Source organism: Blastopirellula marina DSM 3645 (genome assembly GCF_000153105.1).
Taxonomy (GTDB): domain Bacteria; phylum Planctomycetota; class Planctomycetia; order Pirellulales; family Pirellulaceae; genus Blastopirellula; species Blastopirellula marina.
The window spans coordinates 3,485,394-3,507,423 of sequence record NZ_CH672376.1 but is presented as its reverse complement, the minus strand read 5'-3'; the positions used below and the strand labels follow the sequence as shown (position 1 = coordinate 3,507,423).

Sequence of the window (22,030 nt, the reverse complement as noted above, 5' to 3'; positions counted from 1 at the left end):
TCGACAAGGACCTTCCGCGGCTGCGCGATCAGTTGCAAACCGTCGGCTACAGCGTCTCCCAAGCGGCGGATTTGATGTGCGCAGTCTTGGATCACGGCTGCCAACTCGCCCACTTTGCCGACTACGCCGCGATCTTGCACAAGTCGCGAGCAGAGCAGCGCGATTGCGACGATCCTTCGAGCCGAGTTCGCAAAAATGGTCGACAAGAGCCGAGCGGCGACAGTTCGTTTCTCGAGTTCACGACGGAACAGCTGCTCGAGCAGCAAGAGCCGCTGCGGTGGTTGTTGCCTGGCATGCTGACGCAAAACGAACCGGCGGTGATCGTCGGGCCGAGCAAAAGCCTGAAGACCTCGATCGCCGTCGATCTGTGTGCGGCGCTGGCGAGCGGCGAGAAGTTTTTGGGGCAGTTCGCCGCTGCGCGCGCCTTTCGCGTCGGGCTTGTCAGCAGCACCACCGATCAACATGCACTGACCGATCTAGCGCGTCGTTGGAGCGCCGCCAGCAGCAGCCGGTCGAAACGTCTCCCCAATCTAACCTGGGCCCTGTCGAGCGACGGTTCGACGAATCTCGAAAACCTGCGCGCTTGGATCGCCAAGCATCAGTTGGAAGTGGTGGTAATCGATCCGCTGCGTCTGACCTCGACCGGAAAGAGCACGCAGGCAGCGCAGCTGTGCGACTTGGTGCGCTGCTGTTTAGAGAATGGCGCAACGCCGATCTTGTGTTGCCAGTCTCGCAAAGCGATCAAGTCGGATGCTTCCGATATTCCTCGTGAACTCGGTTTCGCGCGGCAATGGTTGCTGGTGCGGCATCGGCAAAATTATCTGCCCGGCAGCGGCCAGCATCGGTTGCAACTGACCCTCGGCGGCTACGCCGGTCAAGGGGGAGAGTGGGGCGTTGATATTGACGAAGGAAGCTTGCAAGATCCAACCGGCCGCCGCTGGGACGTGACGCTGCGCGAACCGCAATCGATTGCGGACGAAACTGCCGCCTGCGAAGCCGAAGCCCATGCGCAGCGCTTGCGGGCCAAGATTCGCGTGGCGATCCAGAGCGTCGCCGAGAACGATGCGTTCAAGTCCCGAATCCGTGAACGAAGCGGAATCAGCGGCGCCAGGTTCGAGCCTGTCTGGAGCCAAATGCTCGCCGCCGGAGAGGTCGAACCGAACCCCAGCTGCGACAGAAAAACGCACGTCCATCCAACCTATCGCTTGGCCGAGCGCGGGAGTCCGCCCGAAAAAAAAGAAGCGGTCCGGTCCAACCCGGAAGCAGCCCAACGGGCTGTCCCAACCTAGAAACGTAGGGTGGGTGAAGCAAAACCGCGCTCGATTTCACCATCACCAATCGACATGACCGGTTTGCGCAACCCACCATATCCACAAGGCGGCGAAAAAAAATTCCGCAGTCCGGTCCGATGGTTCACGAAACGGGCGACGCGCCTGCATCCCCAAAAAAAGGACCGCTGTCGAATTGCTTCGAGCAGCGGTCCTTTCGCCTCGACGTCGCGTCAGGTAGCCAACGATTGACGCGCCGCTTCGGCTGCTTTCACCATGTTGGCCAGCGCTGGGCGTACTTCATCCCACTTGCGGGTTTTCAGGCCGCAGTCAGGGTTGACCCAGATTTGCGCTGGGCTCAGGACTTCCGCCGCTTTGGTCAACAGTCGCAGCATCGACTCGGAGGTCGGCGCTTGGGGCGAATGAATATCGAACACGCCGGGTCCGATCTCATTGGGATAGCGGAAGTTGACGAACGCACCCAACAACTCCATATCGCTGCGCGACGTTTCGATCGAAATCACGTCGGCGTCGAGACCGGCGATCGCTTCGATGATGTCGTTAAATTCGCAGTAGCACATATGCGTATGAATCTGCGTTTTGTCAGCGACGACGCTGCTGGCCAGCCGAAAACTGTCGCCGGCCCAGACCAGATAGTCGTTCCAATCTCGCCGCCGCAGCGGCAGCCCTTCGCGCAGCGCCGGCTCGTCAATCTGAATCACCTGCACGCCAGACGTTTCGAGATCGGCGACTTCGTCCCGAATCGCGAGCGCGATTTGCTTGCACGTTTCGCTACGCGGTTGATCGTCACGAACGAACGACCAACAAAGAATCGTCACCGGTCCGGTCAGCATTCCTTTGACCGGTTTGCTGGCGCACGACTGGGCGAACCGGATCCAATCGACGGTGATCGGCGTCGTGCGATAGACGTCGCCAAAGATGATCGGCGGCTTCACGCAGCGACTGCCGTAGCTTTGCACCCAACCGTTGCGGGTAATCGCGAAGCCTTCGAGCGTTTCGCCGAAGTACTCGACCATATCGTTCCGCTCGGGCTCGCCGTGGACAAGCAGATCGAGTCCGACTTCTTCCTGAAATTGGATCACTTCCCGGATTTGGGCCTGCATGGTCGCGACATACGACGCTTGCGAAATCTCTCCTTTTCGCCGCTGGGCGCGAGCCTGACGGATTTCGCCGGTTTGTGGAAACGAGCCGATGGTGGTGGTCGGAAACGCCGGCAGACCGAGCGACGCTTGTTGCAGTTGCCGCCGCTGCGTATACGAACTGCGGCGCCGCGTCATCGAATTGTCGAGCCACGCCAGGCGACCTTGCACCTGGGGCGAATGGACGCGGTCCGACGCATGTCGATTCATGATCGCCTGCCGATTCGCGTCGAGCGCGGGCTGCACCGTATCGTCGCCGCGCAAGGCGGCGGCGATCAGCGCGACTTCGGCCAACTTTTGCTTGCCAAAGGCGAGCCAACTTTTCAACTCTTCATCCAACTCGGTCTCGGCGTCGAGATCGACCGGCGCGTGTAGCAGAGAGCAACTGGGTGCGATCTGAATTCGCTGGGCGCCAAGCTTTTCGAGCAACGGTTGCACGAAACTGATCGCCGCATGGATATCGGTCTTCCAGATGTTACGTCCTTCGACCAGGCCAAGCGACAGCACTTTGTCTGTCGACACGGCGGCGGAGAGCAATGCCGCGTCGGCTTCGCCGCGCACCAGATCAACATGCAAACCGGCGGTCGGCAGATCAGCGGCGAGCTGCAGATTTTCGGCCAGAGGTCCAAAGTAGGTCGTCAGCATCACTTTCAGCTGCGGCAATTCGGCGGCGATTTGGCGATACGCTTGGACCAGCGCATCACGCTGCTTGTCGCAAAGATCGGTCGATAAAACCGGTTCGTCGAGCTGCACCCAAAGTGCGCCGGCGTCCGAAATCTGCCGCAGCAGATCGATATAGGCCGGCAGCAACGACGCGATCAGATCGAGTCGATCGCCGGTCTCGGATCGCAGTTTTCCGAGCGACAAAAAAGTAACCGGGCCGACGAGCACGGGACGCGTTGCGATGCCCAGCGACTGCGCTTCGTTCAGTTCGGCGATTGGTTTGGTTGCGTCGGCCGAAAACGTTTGGCTAACTTCAAACTCGGGAGTCAAATAGTGATAGTTGGTATCAAACCATTTGGTCATCTCGAGCGCCGGGATCTCGTGCGGCAGCGAGACGCCGGGCGCCTGACCGCGAGCCATCAGAAAATAACGCTGCAGCGGCGAAACGTCGAGCTGGGCGAATCGCGGCGGTATGACCCCCAGTGCGACCGCGGTATCAAGCATCTGATCGTAGAGCGAAAAATCGTTGCTCGGGATCGACTCGATGCCGGCCGCTTGTTGCAAGCGCCAATGTTCGGCGCGCAGCTCGGCGGCGACTTGCTGCAGTTGCTCGGCCGAAGCAGCGCCGGCCCAATACGACTCGACGGCTCGTTTGAGCTCGCGATTTTTACCGATGCGGGGAAAACCTAAATTTGCAGATAGCATGTACGCTGTCCTTTGTAATTGCGCATTCTTAGCGCAGCAGGAGACGCGTCCGGCAGTCAAAGCTGGAAGCGGATCCCGCGCGCGGAAACAGAAAGAAATCAAACGTGAACTCGCGGGTCGCTAGAAAGCGTGAGCGCGACTCGAGGGCCAGTGAGTTCGCCGCAGCGCAGCAGGAGTGCGCACATCAAGAAATGATGTCATCGTAGGGATCTCCATGTCGCCTTCATCCCCGAAGGCGTATGACAAAAACTGCACCAAGGTACAGGCGGTTGGCAGGTCTTCGGACTTCCAGACTAAGGCCAGGCGACTTGCCTGACGGTTCCTACTTGCCGTTGCTTTCCAATCCAACGAGGATCAGTGCTTACGGACGGCGTTCGTTTCTGGTTACCGCAGCGGGGGCTGTCCCGGACTTTCACCGGCGTTCCCTCTTTCGACGCTCCATGGAAGGAGCGAACCAATCACGTCGCCAAACTATCCTATGAGCGTCGACCGCGTCAACTAGCAGTGACCGCGAATGGTGCGGCGATCCCGCAGAAATAAACGGCCGCCACGAATCGCGCCGCCGCAATAACCGCTGCCACCGATAAACCCTGACGCAGTAGATGTTTACGCATGCAGAAAATTTCAAAATTGCCCACCCAGAAGCAGCCCCAGCCCCTTTACGCATCAGGGCAGTGCGGCTAAACTTTGTGATCTGCCGCGGGAGAGTAATCTCCGCAGTAGCAGATGCGGATGTAGCTCAGCTGGATAGAGCGTCGGTCTACGAAACCGAAGGTCGCAGGTTCGAACCCTGCCATCCGCACTCAAAGAAGCCGTTAGCTTGGAAGAGCTTACGGCTTTTTTGATGCGCTCAGAGCATCTCCGCGATCTTCGCTAAATGGTCTATTTGGGTCTGTTTCGGTCCCCATTTGCGCACAAACTTTTGAGCCGTTATTGGGTGGCGATTTATGGAGATCGGAGTAGCGGGAATCAATCAACCTGCTTTAGCGACGAATAGCCCAAGCCGCAAGCTCATCGTGGGGGACAAGGTTGGAGGAAGATTCGGTGGATTGGAGTTTCTGCGGACGTTTTTTTCCACATGGAAGTGTCGCAAGCAGATTCGTGTTGAAAATCTCCGGCGTCCCCTGATCCAGCGCCTCGTCCAAGGCGGCTCCGCGGAAATCGACGTCCATGCTGTTCGACAATCGCCACGACAAAGCGTAACGGCTGCACCAATCGAGCACCGCGACTAGATGCAAGTACCCGCGCTGCATCGGAACGTATGTGATGTCGCTCGACCAAACCTGATTCGGACGGTTGATCACCACGTCTCTCAACAGATACGGCTACCGACAAGGGGCTTCCTCATGCTCGCGAATGGCTAGATATTCTCTTCCACGCCGTATTGCTTAAGCTTTCGATAAAGCGTCTTCCGGTCGAGGCCGAGGATTCGTGCGGCGGTCGTTTTGTTGTCGCCGACAGCGCTGAGCACGTGGAGGATATAACGGCGCTCGACCTCATCCATCGGCGCCAGTTCGGCAGGGTCTTCGCCGCCGATGAAGACCTGAGAACCGCGATAATCTCGAATCTTGTCAGGCAAGTCTTCGACGGCGAGCATCTCATAGCGCGTCAGCGCGACGGCGCGTTCGATGACATTTCGCAGCTCGCGTACGTTGCCTGGCCAGGAATAGGCCAATAGCCTCTCACTGGCTTGCTCGGAAATATTCGCGACCGATTTTTCCGCACGTTTGGCGTGTGTTGTGACAAAATGGCGAGCCAACAGCAGAATGTCCGTCCCGCGAGATCGCAGCGGCGGCAGTTCGAGTTGAATAACATTGATGCGATAGAATAAATCGTCTCGGAACTTTTGATCCTCTACCGCCGCTTCCAGGTCGCGGTTGGTGGCGGCCAAGATCCGAACGTCAAATTCAATTTCCTGGTCGCCGCCCACAGGGCGAAGCTTATTTTCCTCTAGCGCCCGCAATAGCTTCACTTGCATCGAAATCGGCATCTCACCGATTTCATCCAGTAGCAACGTGCCTTTCTCGGCCTGCTGAAAAAGTCCCTTGCGCTCGGCTCGAGCATCGGTAAAGGCGCCTTTGGCGTGACCAAAGAGCTCGCTTTCCAGTAGCGCTTCGGGAAGCGCTGCGCAATTGATCGCGACAAACGGCCCATCGGCGCGTCGGCTCTGTCGATGCAACAACCGCGCGACAAGTTCCTTACCGGTTCCGCTTTCGCCGGTGATCAGCACTGATGCAGACGATTGGCCGATCCGTGATATCTGGTCAAACAACTTTTGCATCGGCGGACTTTCGCCGATGATTTCGCCGAAATGACGCGAGTGATCCACGGCGTCACCTAACAATTTGACCTGCTGCTGCAACCGCCGATGCTTGACGGCGCGCTCCAAAGAAATGGCCAACAGATCCATTTCGATCGGCTTGGTGACAAAGTCAAAAGCGCCGGCACGAATCGCAGCTACTGCCGTTTCCAAGCTTCCAAAGGCGGTCATGACGATCACCGGCACGTCAGGGCGATTTGCGACAATCTGTTCGCAAAGTTGAATCCCAGAGGCGCCCGGCATGCGGATGTCGGTCAACACGGCGTCAAAATCATCTTCCTTCAAAGCATGGAACGCCGCTTCCGCCGACGTAAACCAGCTCGATTCATACGACCGCAGTTTCAGATCGGTCTGAATCAATTCGCACATGCTCTGTTGGTCGTCAACGATCAGGATCTTACCGTGCATGAGTCGTTTCCACCGCCGTAGGTTGAATCGGTAAGTAAATCGAGAAGCACGCTCCGTCTCCCGGTTGGCTGGCGACGTCGATCCAGCCTCCATGTTCCTGCACAATCCCAAAGGCGATCGACAGGCCCAGACCGGTCCCTTCTCCCACGTCCTTGGTGGTGAAAAACGGTTCGAATAATTGCTCCCGCGTTTGTTCGTCAATGCCGCTGCCGTTGTCTTGCACGTCGATCCGAACGTAATCGGCTACGTCCCCCTCGGTCTGTTCCGGTGAGCGACGCGTCTTGCGTTGAATGGAAATCGCTATCTGGCCGCCGTCAGGCGTAGCTTGAATCGCGTTCATAATAATGTTGGTCAAAACTTGCTGTATCTGCGATGAATCAATCGAGGCCACAATCCGCTCCGCGTCGTCGGCCGTAATTGCCACTCCCTTTTTCTCGGCCAACGGTTGCAGCAACGAAATCGTCCGGTCGGTCAGGAGACTAACGTTCTCATCGGCGCGTTGCGGCCGACTTTGTCGTGCGAAATCGAGCAACTGTCGCACGATCAGTGTAATTCGGTTGGCTTCCGCTTTGATCGTTTTGGCGCTCTCGCGGGTTTCCGTCTCAGAGAGTTTCCCCGCAGCGATTAAGCCGGCTCGTCCCGCGACGACATTCAGCGGCGTTCCCAATTCGTGAGCGATTCCGGCCGCTAGGCGTCCGACCGTCTTCAGCCGGTCGGCATGGCGTAATTGCTCTAGCGTCGCGATCCGTGTCGCAGATTCCTGGCGGATGGTTTCCTGATGCTGCGTTAGTTGCTCGCACATGTCGTTGAGGGCCCGCGCCAGTTGGCTCAGTTCTCCATTTCCAGCGATCGCTAGCGGATCCGCAAAATCCCCCGCCGCGATGCGTTGCGTCTTCTCAATCAGTCGATCCAGCGGCCGACCGACGAGCGTCACGCCGGCATACATTACCAGACCGACGCCTACAATGGCCAAAACCACAATGGTGGCCATCGCGCGATAAATGGCCCAGCGATTCTGCTGCTGCAGTTCGCCGGCGGGGCGCGAAAACTCTAGCGCTGCCCGTCCCTTGTCGCTGCTGATCACGGGATAGTACGTATGCAACCAAGCGGCGCCCTCTTGTCCATTGACCATCACCGAAACAATCTGGCCACGCGCAACATGAGACAACGATTCAGGCGAAGCGACCGGCTGTTTCTCTCCAGGGGCCTCGGTTTCGAGCGAAATGAATCGGATCTGAACCAGCTGATTCGACGAATGCTCACCCAGCAACAACGCGTCGACCGCGGCGTCCCCTTGCTGGTCCCACGTCAGCAACAGTTCGCTTTCAATCGATTGTCCCACCCGCTGTGCGTACTCGGTTTGCTCGCGCTCGAACGACGCGTTTTGTCCTTCAATAGCGACATAGGTGTTTGCTGCCGTCAGCAAGACCACGGCAACGAGGAAGATCAGGATCAGCTTGGCGGCTAATCGCATGGGGAATGCCTGTACGCACGTTGATTGACTTTCGCAATTCACTATCTGCCGATGGTGATGCGCGTCATGTTATACCATACCCAAATCTAGGTCACAGACCGGCATGCTGCTGGCGGATAGGTTCGATGTCCTTACTCAAAGCCCAACCGATCTGGCCGTGCGCGGTGCGAACTTGCGACCATTTGCCACGTTGGGCCAGAGTCGCGACGCGTTGCCCTTGCGCATTGTCAATGGCCGCGACTTCTGCAAACTGATTTCCATCCCCCGCGTGAAGCTGCAACTGATCGGCAACGATCACGGCGTCGCCGGCGCTGGTGAGACCGGTGGAGGCCAGGCAATAGCTGCCAAGTGAAACCAGAAATATCAGCAGCGGCGCCGCTGCGAATCGCCAAACGCGAAAGTGAACGCCGGCGCTCCGGACGATCCACAAGCTCCAAAAGGCCAGCGACGCCAAGACGAGAGAGCAGACGACGGTCGACAATCCCACGGCCTCCACGACCACGTCGTTGGCGGACTTCACATGGTGCATCAACCAACCGAGTGAGATCGACGCGCCGCTGAATTTGGCGTCGTCGTCATTCATGGCGCTCCCTTTTACCTTGCTGCTAGCAAATCGCAGATTCGCTAACAGTTGCTGATTCGCCGGGTCGAGTTCCCGCCCACGTTCATAATTGGCGATCGCCTGACCTAACTCGCCGCATTGGAAGTAGGCGTTTCCCAAGTTCAGGTAGAGCTGGCTGTTACCGATCCCGGCATCAACCAGCAATTGGTATCTGCCGGCCGCCGTCTCGAAGAGTTGTTTGGCAGTAGCAGAATCGGTTGCGGCCAGGTCCCTCGCCTTCGTATAGTCAGCGCCGGCTTCGGACAGAATCGTGGCCTGTTGCTGTAAACTCAATTTGACATCGGCTGCGGTCTTTTCTGCCTGCGGCGTTTTCTCGGCGGTAAAACCAGTATTTGCCGACGCGGCGAACAAAGCGATCGCGATGATCAACGGTGACGTGCTCGGCAACACGCGAGTCGCCGTATTTGGCTTCTGCCGCTGGGATCGAAGGACCGGCGATTTTGCTTGTGATCGGAAAGATGCTTCCAATTTCTCGATCAAATCCGTGGCCCGCTGGCGATGCGAAAGTCGTAGTTGCGCAGCGTCTTCCGTCACGAATGGGCGCTGGAGCTCCTGGAAATAGGCGTCCAGTTCGTTGGCCAACTCATACATGCCGCGAAGTCGGAGTTGACCGAGCGCGGTGCTTGTCGTCCGGCACGGAGTCCGCGTAGCCTGGGCAATGTACTGCGTCAGCGCGTCGGCGATCGCGACGTCGCTGGCGGCAGTTTCGATTGCCGACAGGGAACGCTTGCGGGGGGACCGAAACCGGTGTAGCCGATCCGTGATCTCTCGCTGGTTCGACATGAAGAATATCGCCAAGCAGACGCCGGGGGGAATCAAGATCAATGCCCACCACCACGCGATCGACGACGGGGGCGATTGAGAAATGAGGATGCTGGCGGCATGGTTGTTAGTGAAGTCGGGCAGGTCTGCGGCGGGGTTTCCCTGCAAGTCAGAATCGTGCAGACGCCTACCGCGTCCGTCGCCCACAATCGCATCCATGGCCAGCGTTTCCGACTCACTGACCTGTATTGCAATCGGTTCACTATGCACGGTCTGAAACGACTCCGTTTCGGGATCGAAAAAGCTGAAGGGAATCGCGGGAATCTCCGTGATTCCCGCTTTGCGCGGGCGGACTGTGGTCGAAAAGACCTTCGTCTCATCTTTCACAAAGCCGGCCAGTGATTGATCGGCGACATGGAAGTTTGTGGTCAGATTAGGCAACTCATTCAGCGGCGGCGCCTGCACTAGTTCCATCGGCCCGCTTCCCACAATGCCGATGTCCAAGGTAATCGGATCGCCGGCCTCGACGGAAGTTGGCGTCGCTCGCGTGACAATCTGATAGCGTCCCACCGCGCCGCGATAGTCCGCAGGCCGACCTGTCTGCGGAACAGGCGCGACTTCGGTCGCATCGACGCTCACGTCGGCCACGATTGGGCGAGAGGAGGTGACGACAAGACCATCCTCAAAGGGAGACGCGAAGAAGTCGTCATTCATCATTCGCGACATGAGCGAATTGCCCCCAAAGGGGCTCCCCCCCAACATGCCGCGAAATGAAGATTGCGCCGCGCCCAAAGCCGTGGGATAGTTAACCACGATCTGCGCATCGTCCGCATCGATCTTGCCGGCACGCTTGGGATAAACGGTCGCCGTAATCTCGTAAAGGTAATAGCTCCGCTCGTGTCCCTGGCCGTCATCACGCAGGATCTTTTGGCCGCCTGGTCGTTGGTTGTTCTCGGCCAACTCTCGCAGACGATCGGCGAACCCACCCCAGGCCGTTTGCTCGGAAATCATGTTCCACATATCGCCTTCGGAAAGAGTGATGTTCCGCTCGGCGTCCTGAAATGGCTTAATCCATAGCTTCAACGTCAATTCCAGCGGCTCGCCCACAAAGACCTTTTTTTTGCCTCCGGCGATCTCGGCAAACAGCAGATCGCCGGTGACGCTTTTGGTAGCGACAAAGCGTTGCGACTGCGTCGTCATCTTTCGCCCATCCGCGTGAATGGTCAGCGGGGGAAGCTCAAACTTGCCTTCGCGGCGCGGGGTGATGAGATACTGCAACGTGACGCTGCGGCTTTCGCTGCGGCGGCCGTTGATGATCGTGATTTGAGAACTCTGCGCTGGCGCGCCGGCCGAGCGAATATCGCAGCCGTCGATTTGGGGCAGCGAAGGTTGTTCGTAGTCGCTCACATTGTCGATTGAAACCTGCAAAGTGATCGGCATGCCGACATAGGCTTCGCGTGACGAAAGCCGAGCAGCGACATCGCCCGCCTGAGCGATCGACGCCACGCCGCACAGGAATATCACCGCGAAGGCGAGCATCGCCGGCTGGTAGGATTGCTTGATTCTCATCTCTATATCTCCAACGCCGAAGTCGTTATCTATTTTTTGACGGATTTCGCAGCGACCTTACTGGACGCTGATGTTGCTCTACCAGTCGCGATCGACCGGTACATGGCGGGATCGTTCCGCTTGTTGTTGTCGTAGTCGCCGCACCATGTCGCGATCACGAACTGCTTGTAACATTTTGAGGGCCTCTTCTTTGGACATAAGACCTTCCTCGGCGTCGCCCATGACGGCAGCTTGGGGCTCGCCCTGCTTCTGCTCTTGTTCACCGGCGGCGGAAAGTTCGCCAGTGGGCGTCTCTTGGGGCTCGCCGAGTTCTTCTTCGGCGGTTGGTTCGCCGGCGGCTGATTGCGACGACTGGTCCTGCGAGGGTTGGTTCGCTTGATTGTCGAGCGACTTGTCTTGTCGCGGGGATGACTCCCGTTTCCCTTGCTGCTGCTGATCTTCTGGCTTCCCTGTGTCTTGCTCCTGGGAATCTTCCGGCTGCTGTTTCGGATCGTCGGCCTGTTGACCTTCCGAAGACGCCGATTCCGAGTTCTGCTTGTCTTGTTGTGAATCGCTTTGCTGGCCTTCCTGGCCTTGCTGCTGTTGATCCTGCTGTTGATCCTGCTGTTGATCCTGTTGTTGATCCTGCTGTTGATCCTGCTGTTGATCCTGCTGTTGATCCTGTTGTTGATCCTGCTGTTGATCCTGTTGTTGATCCTGTTGTTGATCCTGTTGTTGATCCTGTTGTTGATCCTGTTGCTGATCCTGTTGCTGATCCTGTTGCTGATCCTGTTTTTGTTCCTGTTTTTGTTCCTCCTCCAGCTTGCGGATCAGGTCACTGGCCAATTCGAGATTGGCTCGCGCGTCCGTATTGCTGGAATCGCCGCGTAGTGCGCCGCGATAGTGTGAGATCGCCCGTTGCAGTGAGTCAATCGCGGCGGCTTTGTCCTTTTCGGCCTGCTGCAAGCCTTCGCGGTAGAAGCAATTGCCCAGGTTGTAACGACTGCTGGAAGCCAGCGATGCGCTGCCCGAAGCCGCGACCTCGGTGAAGGCCGCTTTCGCTGCGGCGAGGTCGCCACCCCGGAATTGAGCGACGCCGAGGTTGTACTGTAAAGCATCTCGGTCGTCGTCGGTCGCTTGGATTTGCTGGTAGTCGTCGATCGCTTCTTCAATCTTGCCCTCACGCAACATGGCGTTCGCCGCATTGATGCGTTTGGCCGAAGCGATCTCCACATCGAGTCCACGCTCTGCGAACGAAGGCCGCGCGAACGCCGCGAGCAGTATTACGGCAAATAGTTTCGTGACGTATCTCATGATTGGCTATTTCTCGCGGATTAAGCGGCGGGTGACGTCGAGCGTGCGTTGGATGCGGCAGCTTTCTGGCTGGAACGGATCGTGACGCGGGATGCGGCGCTGGGCGGCAACTTGCTATTGCGCGAAGAGACGAACACTTCCAGCAACAGCAGCGCCAAAGCAGGCGCCGCAAACCATTGAAAACGGACGATGTAAGCGTTGATCTTGGCGGTCTCGAATTCGGTCTGTTCGACGTTGACCAAATAATTGCGATAGACGTCCGCCATATTGACGTGTCGAGTGCCTGCGGGAATGTAGGCGCCATTGGTTTCGGTGGCGATTTGCTCCAACACCTGGCCGTTTAACTTCGACCAGACTTGCTGGCCTTGATATTGCACGTAATCGTTGTGCCCCGCTTCTGACTCGGGAATCCGCGATCCCTGATCCATATCGCCCAGGCCCACGGTAAAGACGCGAATCCCTCGCTCGGCATACAAGCTTTTGGCGACTTCCACCGGTTTGCTCTCTTGGTCTTCGCCATCGGTGAAAACGACAATCGCCTTGTGATCGTAAGTCTTGTCGATAAACCCCTTGGACGCGGCGGCGATCGCATCGCCCAATCGAGACCCGCCGCTGCGCACCGTGTGCGGACCAACGGAGTCAAGCGTCTGCTTGAAATCTTCGTAATGGCTAGTCAGCGGAACCGACTGCCGCGTTTCGCCGGCGAATGCGATCAGGCCGACGCGGTCGCCCGCCATCACTTTTAACATGTCCTTGATTTGTTGTTTCGCTCGTTGCAATCGATTGGGCGTGACGTCTTCAGCCAACATGCTGCGCGAAACGTCCAGGACGAACATGACTTCAATACCTTTTTGCGGCGTCTCACTCCAGGCCTTACCCCACCGGACATCTAGCAGCGCGATTGCGATCATCGTCAAGCTGATCGAAACCAGAATGGCCGAGCCCCAACGGCGCATCGCCGTGCCCGAGGGCATTAGTCGTCGGCGCAGCGGGTCCATCGCGAATCGCCCTGCAGCGCGGCGACTTGCTGCAATCGCCCACGCGGTGACAGCCATGCCGATCGCGACGAGGGCGATCAAAGCGATGCTGTCGGGGTTCCCCAGTTGAATATGCATCTTGATTTCTCTCCACTCGCTGCCGAAGCTCCAGAGAGTTCGGCGGGGGCCGGTGATTGAACGGGTCCGAAGTCTCGCGACTTCCGCGACGCAAAGTTTTGGCGTTTAGGTCAACTCTCTCAACCATGTTTGCTCAAGCACAACGCGTGCCAACAGCAGCACAAAGGCGATCAATAACAGCGGCGGCAGGGCGAACGATCCGAGGGCGTACGATTGCACCGCCAACTCGCGATAGTCGACAAAGTGCTGCGTCTCGACCTTCGTTTTCTCTAATTGGTCGATCTCGCCGTAGATTTTTGCGAGGGAGTCGGTATCGGTTGCTCGGAAGTACTTCCCGCCGGTGATCGACGCAACCTTCTGGAGCGTTTCCTCGTCAATGTTCACCGACATCCACTGCATGCTCTGACGGCCGAACATATCGGTCACCGGCATCGGCGCGCGGCCCTTCGTCCCCACGCCGATGGTGTAGACCTTGATCCCCATCGTCTGCGCCAGTTCGGCGGCTTGAATCGGCTCCAGGTCGCCAGCGTTGTTCTCGCCGTCGGTTAGCAGGATGATGATCTTGCTTTGGATTTTTTCTTTCCGCCGTGCGTCAAGAGCGTTCAGTTTCTCCACAGCCAGCGAGATCGCGTCTCCAATCGCGGTGCCATCTTCGCTGCGATTGGTCACAATTTGAGAGTGGTTCAGTTGCGAGACCAGAAACGCGTGATCTAGCGTCGGCGGCGTGACTCCGTCGGCGTAGCCGGCGAAGGTTATCAAGCCGACCAAATCGCTCAATCGTCCGTCGAGGTTGTCGCCGCCGGTAACGAAGTCGCCGGCGACCTTCTTGATAGCGGTCAACCGGTCGACGTGTTCGTCGCCAAGCTGAAAGTCCATCGCTTGCATGCTGCCGCTGCGGTCCACCACCATTTCAATCGCGATCCCGTCGTTTTCGACGATCGCTTGCTCGCGTCCTTCACGTGGACGCGCGAGTGCGATGATCAGCAGTACCATCGCCGTCAACGTCAATGCGCCCGGCAACCACATCAGGCGTTGCCGCAACGTCGGAGCCAGTTGGCCAGCGAGTTGGACGGAACTAAAGCGGATCGCACTGCGGCGGCGGGGAGCGAACAACCACCACGCGCTGAGCGGGACTACCAGCAACAGCAGGAGATACCAAGGAGAATAAAACATTAGCGGGCCTCCGTCGTTGCAAGAGCGGTGGATGTAGTCTCGGAATCCGCAACCTGCGTCATGCGGCCGACAAGCGAGCGAGCTTGCTCGAGCATGGCCTGAAACTCGGTAGGCGAAACAGGCAACCTGGCAAATTTCGCTTCCTCCGCCGTCGCGAATAATACGCGGAGCTGTTCGAGGGTCGTCCGATCGACCAATTGTTTTGCTTTAAGCTGATGCAGCAATTCTTCCGAAGTGCAACCCGGCTCGGGCAGCGAAAAGTGCAACTGTGAGAAGCTCTGCATGATTGACGCGAGCTGACTAGCGGCGACATCGCCGGTCTGCTGGTGCACAGCCGCTTCGAGGTCATCGAGTTGCCGGATCGCCCACTGGGCCGGCGTCAACCAGCGTTTTCGACGCGTGAAAACCGCGGCCGTAATGGCCACCGCCAGCGTCGAGAAGCCAGCCAACGTCCACCCCAAGTAGGCGTGCGATGGTTTGCTCGGTACGGCCACATCAACGACCGATTGAATATCTCGAAACTGCTTCGGATCACCCCGCTGCTCAAGGACGCTGACGATTTGCACCGGCACTGTCTGCGAGCGAATCACCTGTGACGAATTGGGTCCGGCGACCTGAATCTCGAGCGCAGGAACCTCCTGTTCGCCTGTCACGATGCTTTCCAGTTCTAATCGTCGGGTCCAGGTCCGCTGGTCCGCGGTGTCGGCGCTAGGGATGTCAAACAGGTCTTGCTTGTCGAGGATGTCGAAGTCGCCCAACTTGTCGCCGGTTGCAGGAAAGTGGACCGTTGCGCCAGTTGGCGCCGTGACCGTCCAGTCCAACCAGAACGGCTCGGCCACTTGCGACGAGGTTTGGGAAACCGTCGTTGTGACGCGCGCTGCTTCCGCAGCGCTGGCTTGGCGAACGCATGTCCAACCAACGGCAAAGGCGAGCAGCAATAGGCGACCTGTACGGCTTGTGAGAGGATTTGAGTTCATTGCCGGTTCTCGCGTTGATGAAAGTATTTGCGCAAAGGATCGACGAGGTCGCAGCCGGTTTGCAGATGAATGGGATCGAGTCGCAGCCGACGAAACAGGCTGTCACGCGTCACGACTTGCTCGGCGTAAAGCTTCGCATACAGTTGGCGGTTTTTCCGACTGCCGGTATCCAGGGTGACGACCTGTCCGGTTTCGGCATCGTGCAGTCGCACTAGCCCGACATTGGGCATCTCGGCCTCACGTGGATCGGCGATGATGACCGGAATGATGTCATGGCGACGGCGAGCCGCTTTGAGCGCCGACTCGTAATCGCTATCTTGAAAATCACTGATCAGAAACACGACCGTGCGCCGTTTCGCGGTGCGGTTCAAATGCTCAAGCACGCGGCGCAGATTCGTGCCGACTCCGACCGGTTCGCAACAAAGCAGTTCGCGAATGAGTCGCAGCACATGCCGCGAACCTTTTCGCGCCGGGATGTTTTTCTCGACATCGTCGGTGAAAAGGGTCAGACCGACTTTGTCATTGTTTTTGATCGCCGACATCGCCAGGATTGCGCCTAACTCGGCGACGAGCTCCCGCTTAGTCTGCGTCGTCGTACCGAGATCCTGCGACGCACTCAGATCAACCAGCAGCGAGACCGCCAACTCGCGTTCTTCGCGAAACAGTTTCACATAGGGCTGATCGCTACGAGCGGTCACGTTCCAGTCGATCGTGCGGACATCATCGCCAACTTGGTACGGTCGAACCTCTTCAAACTCGATGCCGCGGCCTTTGAACGCTGAGTGCCAATTGCCGGCCAGCAGTTCGTCGACCTTATGCGACGTGCGAATCTGAATCCGGCGGATCTTTCTGAAAACTTCGCGAGGTATCATGAGTATTCCTTGGCGAGGAGAAGCGAACTTGCGAACATTACGCTTACGGCGTCGGAATGTGAGCAAGAATCTCTCGCACAATCGACTCGCTGGTCTGTTCCTCCGCCTCGGCTTCGTAGGTAATAATCACGCGGTGACGAAGCACATCGAGTGCGATTTCTTTGACATCCTGCGGCTTGACATAACCACGACCAGCCAGAAACGCGTTCGCCTTGGCGGCCAACGTCAAGTTGATCGTCGCGCGGGGCGAACCGCCGAAGTGGATCAGTTCGTCGAGATTCAATCCGTAGGCCTGCGGGGTACGCGTGGCCATGACCAGATCGACCACGTAGTTCTCCACCTTTTCATCGACGTATACCTGATCGACCAGATCGCGAGCCGCCATGATCTCGGCAGGCGATGTCACGGGGGCAATATCAAATTTCGCCGCTGTCTTGCTCATCCGCCGCAAGATCTGCAACTCTTCATTACGATTGGGATAATCGACAATCACTTTCAACATAAACCGATCGGTCTGGGCCTCTGGCAACTGATAGGTCCCTTCTTGCTCGACCGGGTTTTGCGTCGCCATCACAAGGAACGGCTGCGCTAGAGGAAAGGTTTCCGTGCCGATGGTGACTTGCCGCTCCTGCATCGCTTCCAACAGTGCGCTTTGCACCTTCGCCGGCGCTCGGTTAATTTCGTCCGCCAAAATCAGGTTCGAGAAGATCGGCCCCTTCTGCACGACAAATGTCTGTTCTTGGGGACGATAAACGAGCGTGCCGATCAAGTCCGCAGGCAACAAGTCCGGCGTGAATTGCAGACGCTGAAAGCCGGTGTTGATCGCTTTCGCCAGGCTCGCTACGGCGGTTGTTTTGGCGAGTCCCGGCACGCCTTCGATCAGAATGTGGCCATTCGCCAACAGCCCGATCAGCATCCGGTGCACCAACTTTTCCTGCCCAACCAAAACGTGATTGACCTCGCTCACAATTCGCCGCAGCGGCGCACTGTGCAACTTGATTTCTTCGGTTAGTTCGATGACGCGTGAACGTTGAGCACTTGGTTGAATCATGGGTGCGCCTTGTGTAAAGCAGTGTGAAGGAGGCTTTCTGACGCCGAAACAAAATAGCAATCGATGTGCCAAATCGTTCACATGGCGAATATGCCGAAAAAGAGCGTGTGAACGGCCAAACGACAAGTTGAAGCGCGCGGCGTTTCACCACGGCGCGGCATTTTGCCCCATCTCGTGGGGCGAGCTTATGCTGCCTGGGATTTTTTAGGCGAGGACGCCGTCTCGGCCGATCCGGTCGACGACGTCGCGTCGATTCGCCAAAGCATGCGCTGGTCCGTCGTTGCGGCACACTTTAACTATTCAGAGCTTACGAGTACGGAAAACTGCCGTCTTCACACGACTTGAGTCCGTTGCACCCTACAGAAATGAGGCGGCTACGAGACCGAGGATCGCAGGTTCGAACCCTGCCATCCGCACGCAAGGAAGCGATTAGCTTGGAAGAGGTTGCGGCCTTTTTTTGTGCGCTGAGCCGAGCTTGGCGATCTTCCCCAAGGGCTGTGTTAGGTCCCATGTGGGCACGCAGGGCGCATATGCTTTTGAGCGGTGGTCAATTTCGGCGCAGGGCCGCTATTGTGAACGCACCTTGACGACCGCTGAACTCAAATTGCCGTCGGTGTTGGCTAAGAATCGGAACAGCGTCAGCCAGATCGATTCGTGGTTGAGGGTCTAATCCTTCGCGCCTTGACTCTCATTGGGTTGGCTGGATGTAATTTCGTCCCAAGGGACGATCTGAAGCTGGTTTGTTGAATCTGCTTGGACTTTGATCAAATGTTGTCGCACCAATTCCGGCGTGCCTTCAAGAATTTCGCCGGCGCCGCTTATCGCGACCGGTTCGCATCCGGCCAATTCCAGCGCTATCCAACTTTGCTGGGGATCGTCGAGGTCTGGCACATGCAATATTCCTTGTTCATCCAGGAGAGCGAGTTTTGTCGAGTTTTTGAGCCAGACCATTTGAGAAATCCGGCGATCATAGGAGACGAGTTCGGGCCACGCTTCACCCGACGTTGACCATCGCAGTACGGATCTTCCATCCGAAGCGACGACTTGTGTTCCATCGGGATGAAAAGAGACGGCTCGAATTAACCCCGCTCCGCCTGATAGTTCGCAGTTAGTTTTCCACGTAGCCGTATCAATAAGTAGTACCCCTGTGCGGGTTCCAATGGCCAGACGTTTTCCATCGGCCGACCAACAGGAGGAATGGGAATCGGGGAACTCGGCATGTCGTTTCCCGCCATCGGCTGGCAGCACAATGATCTTTTGAGAGGCCGTACGTACCGCAATGTGGGCGCCATCGGGCGAAACAGTGAAGCTGCGGATCGGTTCCTGAAGATCGACCGATTTCGCGATCTCCATTTCATAGAATTTGCCAAATGTGATCTGGCCATTTTTGCGGGCCAATAAGAGATTCCCCGTGGTATCCCACGCGATGTCGGCGATGTCGTGATATTGATCGAACTCGGCCAAAAGTTCCGCATCGGCAATTCGATAGATAGCAGGTGATCGATCGTGGTAGTTGACCGCTAATAATTTTTGGTCCTCACTGATCGCAAGATCAGTGATGTCGGCGGCTGTCTCGAGTGAATCGAACAGCTTATTGTGATGGTCATTTGACCAAAATCGGACCTGTCTACTCACCCCTACAGCGATCAGCCCGTCGGCGGAATTGTTGGTGTCCATCGTAGAAGGACAATCACATATCAACGGATTCTTGAGGTGGCTTCTTTCAACGCCGGAAGCGTCCCACTGGCGGCAGCCGTCTATTCCCGTTGAGAGAATCGACTCGCCATCGCGGCTCCAAACTACACTGATGACAGGACACAACCCGATCGGAGAACGATGATACATCGATTTCAACTTATTGCCGTTAACAAGTTCCCACAGACGCGCCTTTGCATCTTGTCCGGCGCTAACGAGATGCTGGCTGTCGGGACTCCAGGCCAGGCCATTTACTTGACGGATATGTCCAGACAGCACCTGGTTTTCTGTCCAGTTTGCGGCGTTCCAGATATGAATCGAATTGTCTGTACCGTTATTCCCACCGGCGACGGCTAACCACTCGCCGTTCGGACTATATGCGGTCGCGCCAATACTAGTGGGATGATGTCCTTCGAAGAGATGGGATCCATTCTCAAGATTCCAGCTTTGAAAATAGCCGCTAGCGCCGCCCGTAACGAATGATTGATCCGAGGGATGCCACGAAATTTGTGATACGGACGAGCCTTGACGAACGCGGATGCGTGGCTCACCGGTCAATGTCCAGACGGCCGCCATGTGGTCCTCCCAGTCGCCGCCGCTGGCCAATAATTCCCCTGAATGACTCCAGGCAAGCGAGCGTATCCGTTTCGTATGAGCAGTCTTAATCAATATCGCCTTGTTGGTCTGAATGTCCCAGATCCGCAAGTCTCCGCGTATATCGCCTGTGGCAAGAACCTCCTGTTTGGGATGCCAGTCTAGCGCTGAGATTTCGGTGGGATGATTTGCCAGCACGCGTTCTAGGTGAAAGTCGGGAAGCGAATAGATCTTGATTTGCTTGTCAAATGCTAACGCGACACGCGTTGAGTCAGGATGCAGGGCGATTGAAAATTTATCAGATAGCGGGGCGCTTCCTGCAACTTGCGTTACGAGCCCATTGGCGATGAACGGCCGGTCCAGAAGTCCCGGAAACGGATCGATTCTGGCTTGAAAACGCCTCTGGAGCGACTGCAACAGTGGAAACGTTTGCGTCGCATCATCAAGTTGAGACAGAATTTTTCGAATGGACTGCGCATCGTCAAAAAAACCTTCTCGGTCGGCTTGCTCATAATGAAAGACCGCCTGTCTTAAGCAGCGCTGCGCCAGTTCGCTCGAGCTCTCTTCCCCCAGCGCGCTCAACAATGCGGCCGCTAGATCGTGATGCGTTTGTCCACGATTTTCGCAATTGGCGAGATGCTGATTGAGCATCGCATTTGCATCCTGCATTCGATTGGACAAAATGGCTTTACCAACCTCGGCCAAATTAGGGGCCAAATTCGCCGCGCCACGGAGCGTTTGATACATCAAGAGAAGCTGCGGCGAACTCGCATGGACGGATAGCCGAACGCCGGAGTCGGTCGTCGCACGATGCGGCGAGAGTTCAGTCGATTGAATTTTGCGAGCCTCTTGAATGGACCGCTTCGCATGCCGGATTGAGAGCGAGGTTTCTTGGGAATGATAATAGAGCCCAGCAAGTTGGGCATGGATTTCGGCAAGTAGAGGACGGAAATCCTGTTTATCGTTCGCCTTTTCTTGAAGCGCATCGCTAATCTTCAGTGCTTCAAGCAAATGCTCTTTGGCCTCAGAAGTGGAAATCCCTTTCATATAAAGGTAACAGCCGAAGTTCATGAGAACCTCCGCTCGCAATCTGCGAAAGCGCACGTTCTCCGCCGCAGCTATTTTCAGATCGTTCGCCATCCGCAGGGCGCTTGTGAACGATTCTTGGGCGTTGTTACGTCGATCATTGGCTGCATAAAAGAGCGCCAACTCTAACGTGATTTCGACCACCGGCGCTTTGATGGCGGCGACTTCCGGATGGCGTAACATCCGAGCCGTATAGATTTGCCGGCTCTTCAGGAAATGACCTTCCGCTTCCCTTGTTTTCGCCAGAGGATAGGAAACAATCGCCAGATTCCTATGGCACTCGGCCAACGGGAAGTCATACGTCAGCGCGTCCTGGATGGCGAGTCCTGAGTAGATTTGTAACGCGTCGTCAAGCGAGAGCTTGGCCTCTTGCAATTTGCGTTTGTCCGATTCCGCCAATTGAAAGGCGGGCCGATCCGCATGCAAAGAAATGATTTTCTGGGCGGATCCCAAGAGCGCCACGCCTTTGTCAAATTTGCTGCCGGCCTGAGTCGCACGGACCATTTGCTCGGTTCCCGGCAGCGGTTCTAAGCGGTCGGCGATCGATACGGCCTGATCAAACTTTCCCAACATTCTGAAGGCGCGGCACTTCAAGATTTGATAGTTGAGTTGATCATTCGGCTGGAATGGCAGATTCAAAGGCACTAGCGCTTCATTCAGCAGTGAGTTCGCAGCTGCGAACTCAAAACTGTCCTGCTTTAACTTGGCCCAATGAAGCCTCACGCGAATCGAATCCAGCGCAATTTCAAGGTCACCAGGCGAGCTCTTCCGGATGGCTGTTAACATCGCCAACGAATCACGGAAAGCTTTGTTCGCTTGGTCGGTATCACTCAGCTCGCTATAGATAATCCCCAAGCGGAAGTTCGCCCTGGCGAATTCCAGCTTCAGCGCAGGGTCGTCATCGTACGCGTCGACAAAGGAGCGGTAGTATTGCAATGCATCCAGCATTAGGTCGCGTCTCAGGTCTTCGAGTCCCTCCGAACGCAGGCGAGGGTCCTCACTGATTTGCGTGAAGTATTTCGCCACCGATTCACGAGCGGCGCCAAAACCTTGCTTTGCAAGCACCGCTTGCTCTTCGGCCGTGTCGCGAGAACTCTTCAAATCAAGATTCTGTTGATTGATCAGGGCGAGACGCTGCGTAGCGATCGTGGCGAATGTCGTCGAGATCGTGATTCCGGCGATCAACAAGAACAAAATGGTCGCCATCAGACTGGCGATGGTCG

General features: G+C 56.9%; 12 protein-coding genes, 1 tRNA gene, 1 pseudogene and 1 riboswitch. Of the genes and pseudogenes, 2 read left to right on the top strand and 12 right to left on the bottom strand.

Going from position 1 to position 22,030, the window contains the following annotated elements; all coding sequences use genetic code 11:
* A partial coding sequence (locus DSM3645_RS16040) for an AAA family ATPase (RefSeq protein ID WP_002653283.1) occupies positions 1-1,289 on the top strand: 1,289 nt, incomplete at its 5' end.
* Between the two features lie 212 nt (positions 1,290-1,501).
* On the opposite strand, the gene metE is transcribed toward DSM3645_RS16040, so the two are convergent.
* A complete protein-coding gene (gene metE, locus DSM3645_RS16035) occupies positions 1,502-3,796 on the bottom strand; it encodes a 5-methyltetrahydropteroyltriglutamate--homocysteine S-methyltransferase (protein WP_002653281.1) in 2,295 nt (764 codons plus the stop codon).
* 254 nt (positions 3,797-4,050) lie between these two features.
* A riboswitch (cobalamin riboswitch) is annotated at positions 4,051-4,270 on the bottom strand.
* Between the two features lie 254 nt (positions 4,271-4,524).
* On the opposite strand from metE, the gene DSM3645_RS16030 reads away from it, so the two are divergent.
* A tRNA-Arg gene (locus tag DSM3645_RS16030) sits at positions 4,525-4,598 on the top strand.
* A 295-nt stretch (positions 4,599-4,893) separates the two neighbouring features.
* On the opposite strand, the pseudogene DSM3645_RS31380 reads toward DSM3645_RS16030, so the two are convergent.
* From DSM3645_RS31380 to DSM3645_RS28465, 11 genes and pseudogenes are all read right to left on the bottom strand, one after another.
* Positions 4,894-5,121: pseudogene (locus DSM3645_RS31380) on the bottom strand (DDE-type integrase/transposase/recombinase); the annotation flags it as partial.
* Positions 5,122-5,156: 35 nt separating this feature from the next.
* Complete coding sequence (locus tag DSM3645_RS16020; protein ID WP_002653279.1) at positions 5,157-6,524, bottom strand: sigma-54-dependent transcriptional regulator; 1,368 nt, start codon at positions 6,522-6,524, stop codon at positions 5,157-5,159.
* A complete protein-coding gene (locus DSM3645_RS16015; protein ID WP_002653278.1) occupies positions 6,514-7,998 on the bottom strand; it encodes a sensor histidine kinase in 1,485 nt (494 codons plus the stop codon). The genes DSM3645_RS16020 and DSM3645_RS16015 overlap by 11 nt, the downstream gene beginning before the upstream one ends.
* Positions 7,999-8,089: 91 nt before the next feature.
* On the bottom strand, positions 8,090-10,951 hold the full coding sequence (locus DSM3645_RS16010; protein WP_002653277.1) for a BatD family protein: 2,862 nt from the start codon (positions 10,949-10,951) through the stop codon (positions 8,090-8,092).
* 78 nt (positions 10,952-11,029) lie between these two features.
* Positions 11,030-12,244: a tetratricopeptide repeat protein gene (locus DSM3645_RS30055; RefSeq protein WP_040351890.1), complete on the bottom strand. Its 1,215-nt coding sequence runs from the start codon at positions 12,242-12,244 to the stop codon at positions 11,030-11,032.
* Positions 12,245-12,264: 20 nt separating this feature from the next.
* Positions 12,265-13,359: a VWA domain-containing protein gene (locus DSM3645_RS16000; protein WP_002653275.1), complete on the bottom strand. Its 1,095-nt coding sequence runs from the start codon at positions 13,357-13,359 to the stop codon at positions 12,265-12,267.
* Between the two features lie 105 nt (positions 13,360-13,464).
* Positions 13,465-14,532, bottom strand: coding sequence for a vWA domain-containing protein (locus tag DSM3645_RS15995; RefSeq protein WP_002653274.1), 1,068 nt, complete (start codon positions 14,530-14,532; stop codon positions 13,465-13,467).
* Positions 14,532-15,509, bottom strand: coding sequence for a hypothetical protein (locus tag DSM3645_RS15990; protein ID WP_131282624.1), 978 nt, complete (start codon positions 15,507-15,509; stop codon positions 14,532-14,534). The genes DSM3645_RS15995 and DSM3645_RS15990 overlap by 1 nt, the downstream gene beginning before the upstream one ends.
* Positions 15,506-16,381, bottom strand: coding sequence for a DUF58 domain-containing protein (locus DSM3645_RS15985; RefSeq protein ID WP_002653272.1), 876 nt, complete (start codon positions 16,379-16,381; stop codon positions 15,506-15,508). The genes DSM3645_RS15990 and DSM3645_RS15985 overlap by 4 nt, the downstream gene beginning before the upstream one ends.
* 43 nt (positions 16,382-16,424) lie before the next feature.
* Positions 16,425-17,432 carry an AAA family ATPase gene (locus DSM3645_RS15980; protein WP_002653271.1) on the bottom strand — a complete coding sequence of 336 codons (1,008 nt, stop codon included), beginning with the start codon at positions 17,430-17,432 and terminating at the stop codon, positions 16,425-16,427.
* A 666-nt stretch (positions 17,433-18,098) separates the two neighbouring features.
* Entirely contained in the window at positions 18,099-22,013 is a 3,915-nt protein-coding gene (locus DSM3645_RS28465; protein ID WP_237564829.1) for a WD40 repeat domain-containing protein, read from the bottom strand.
* Positions 22,014-22,030 lie beyond the last annotated feature (17 nt).

Coding starts and splice junctions, on each gene's coding strand:
- DSM3645_RS16020 (WP_002653279.1), bottom strand. CDS start 6,524: ATGCACGGTAAGATCCTGATCGTTGACGACCAACAGAGCATGTGCGAA.
- DSM3645_RS16015 (WP_002653278.1), bottom strand. CDS start 7,998: ATGCGATTAGCCGCCAAGCTGATCCTGATCTTCCTCGTTGCCGTGGTC.
- DSM3645_RS16000 (WP_002653275.1), bottom strand. CDS start 13,359: ATGCATATTCAACTGGGGAACCCCGACAGCATCGCTTTGATCGCCCTC.
- DSM3645_RS15985 (WP_002653272.1), bottom strand. CDS start 16,381: ATGATACCTCGCGAAGTTTTCAGAAAGATCCGCCGGATTCAGATTCGC.
- DSM3645_RS15995 (WP_002653274.1), bottom strand. CDS start 14,532: ATGTTTTATTCTCCTTGGTATCTCCTGCTGTTGCTGGTAGTCCCGCTC.
- DSM3645_RS28465 (WP_237564829.1), bottom strand. CDS start 22,013: ATGGCGACCATTTTGTTCTTGTTGATCGCCGGAATCACGATCTCGACG.
- DSM3645_RS30055 (WP_040351890.1), bottom strand. CDS start 12,244: ATGAGATACGTCACGAAACTATTTGCCGTAATACTGCTCGCGGCGTTC.
- metE (WP_002653281.1), bottom strand. CDS start 3,796: ATGCTATCTGCAAATTTAGGTTTTCCCCGCATCGGTAAAAATCGCGAG.
- DSM3645_RS15980 (WP_002653271.1), bottom strand. CDS start 17,432: ATGATTCAACCAAGTGCTCAACGTTCACGCGTCATCGAACTAACCGAA.
- DSM3645_RS15990 (WP_131282624.1), bottom strand. CDS start 15,509: ATGAACTCAAATCCTCTCACAAGCCGTACAGGTCGCCTATTGCTGCTC.
- DSM3645_RS16010 (WP_002653277.1), bottom strand. CDS start 10,951: ATGAGAATCAAGCAATCCTACCAGCCGGCGATGCTCGCCTTCGCGGTG.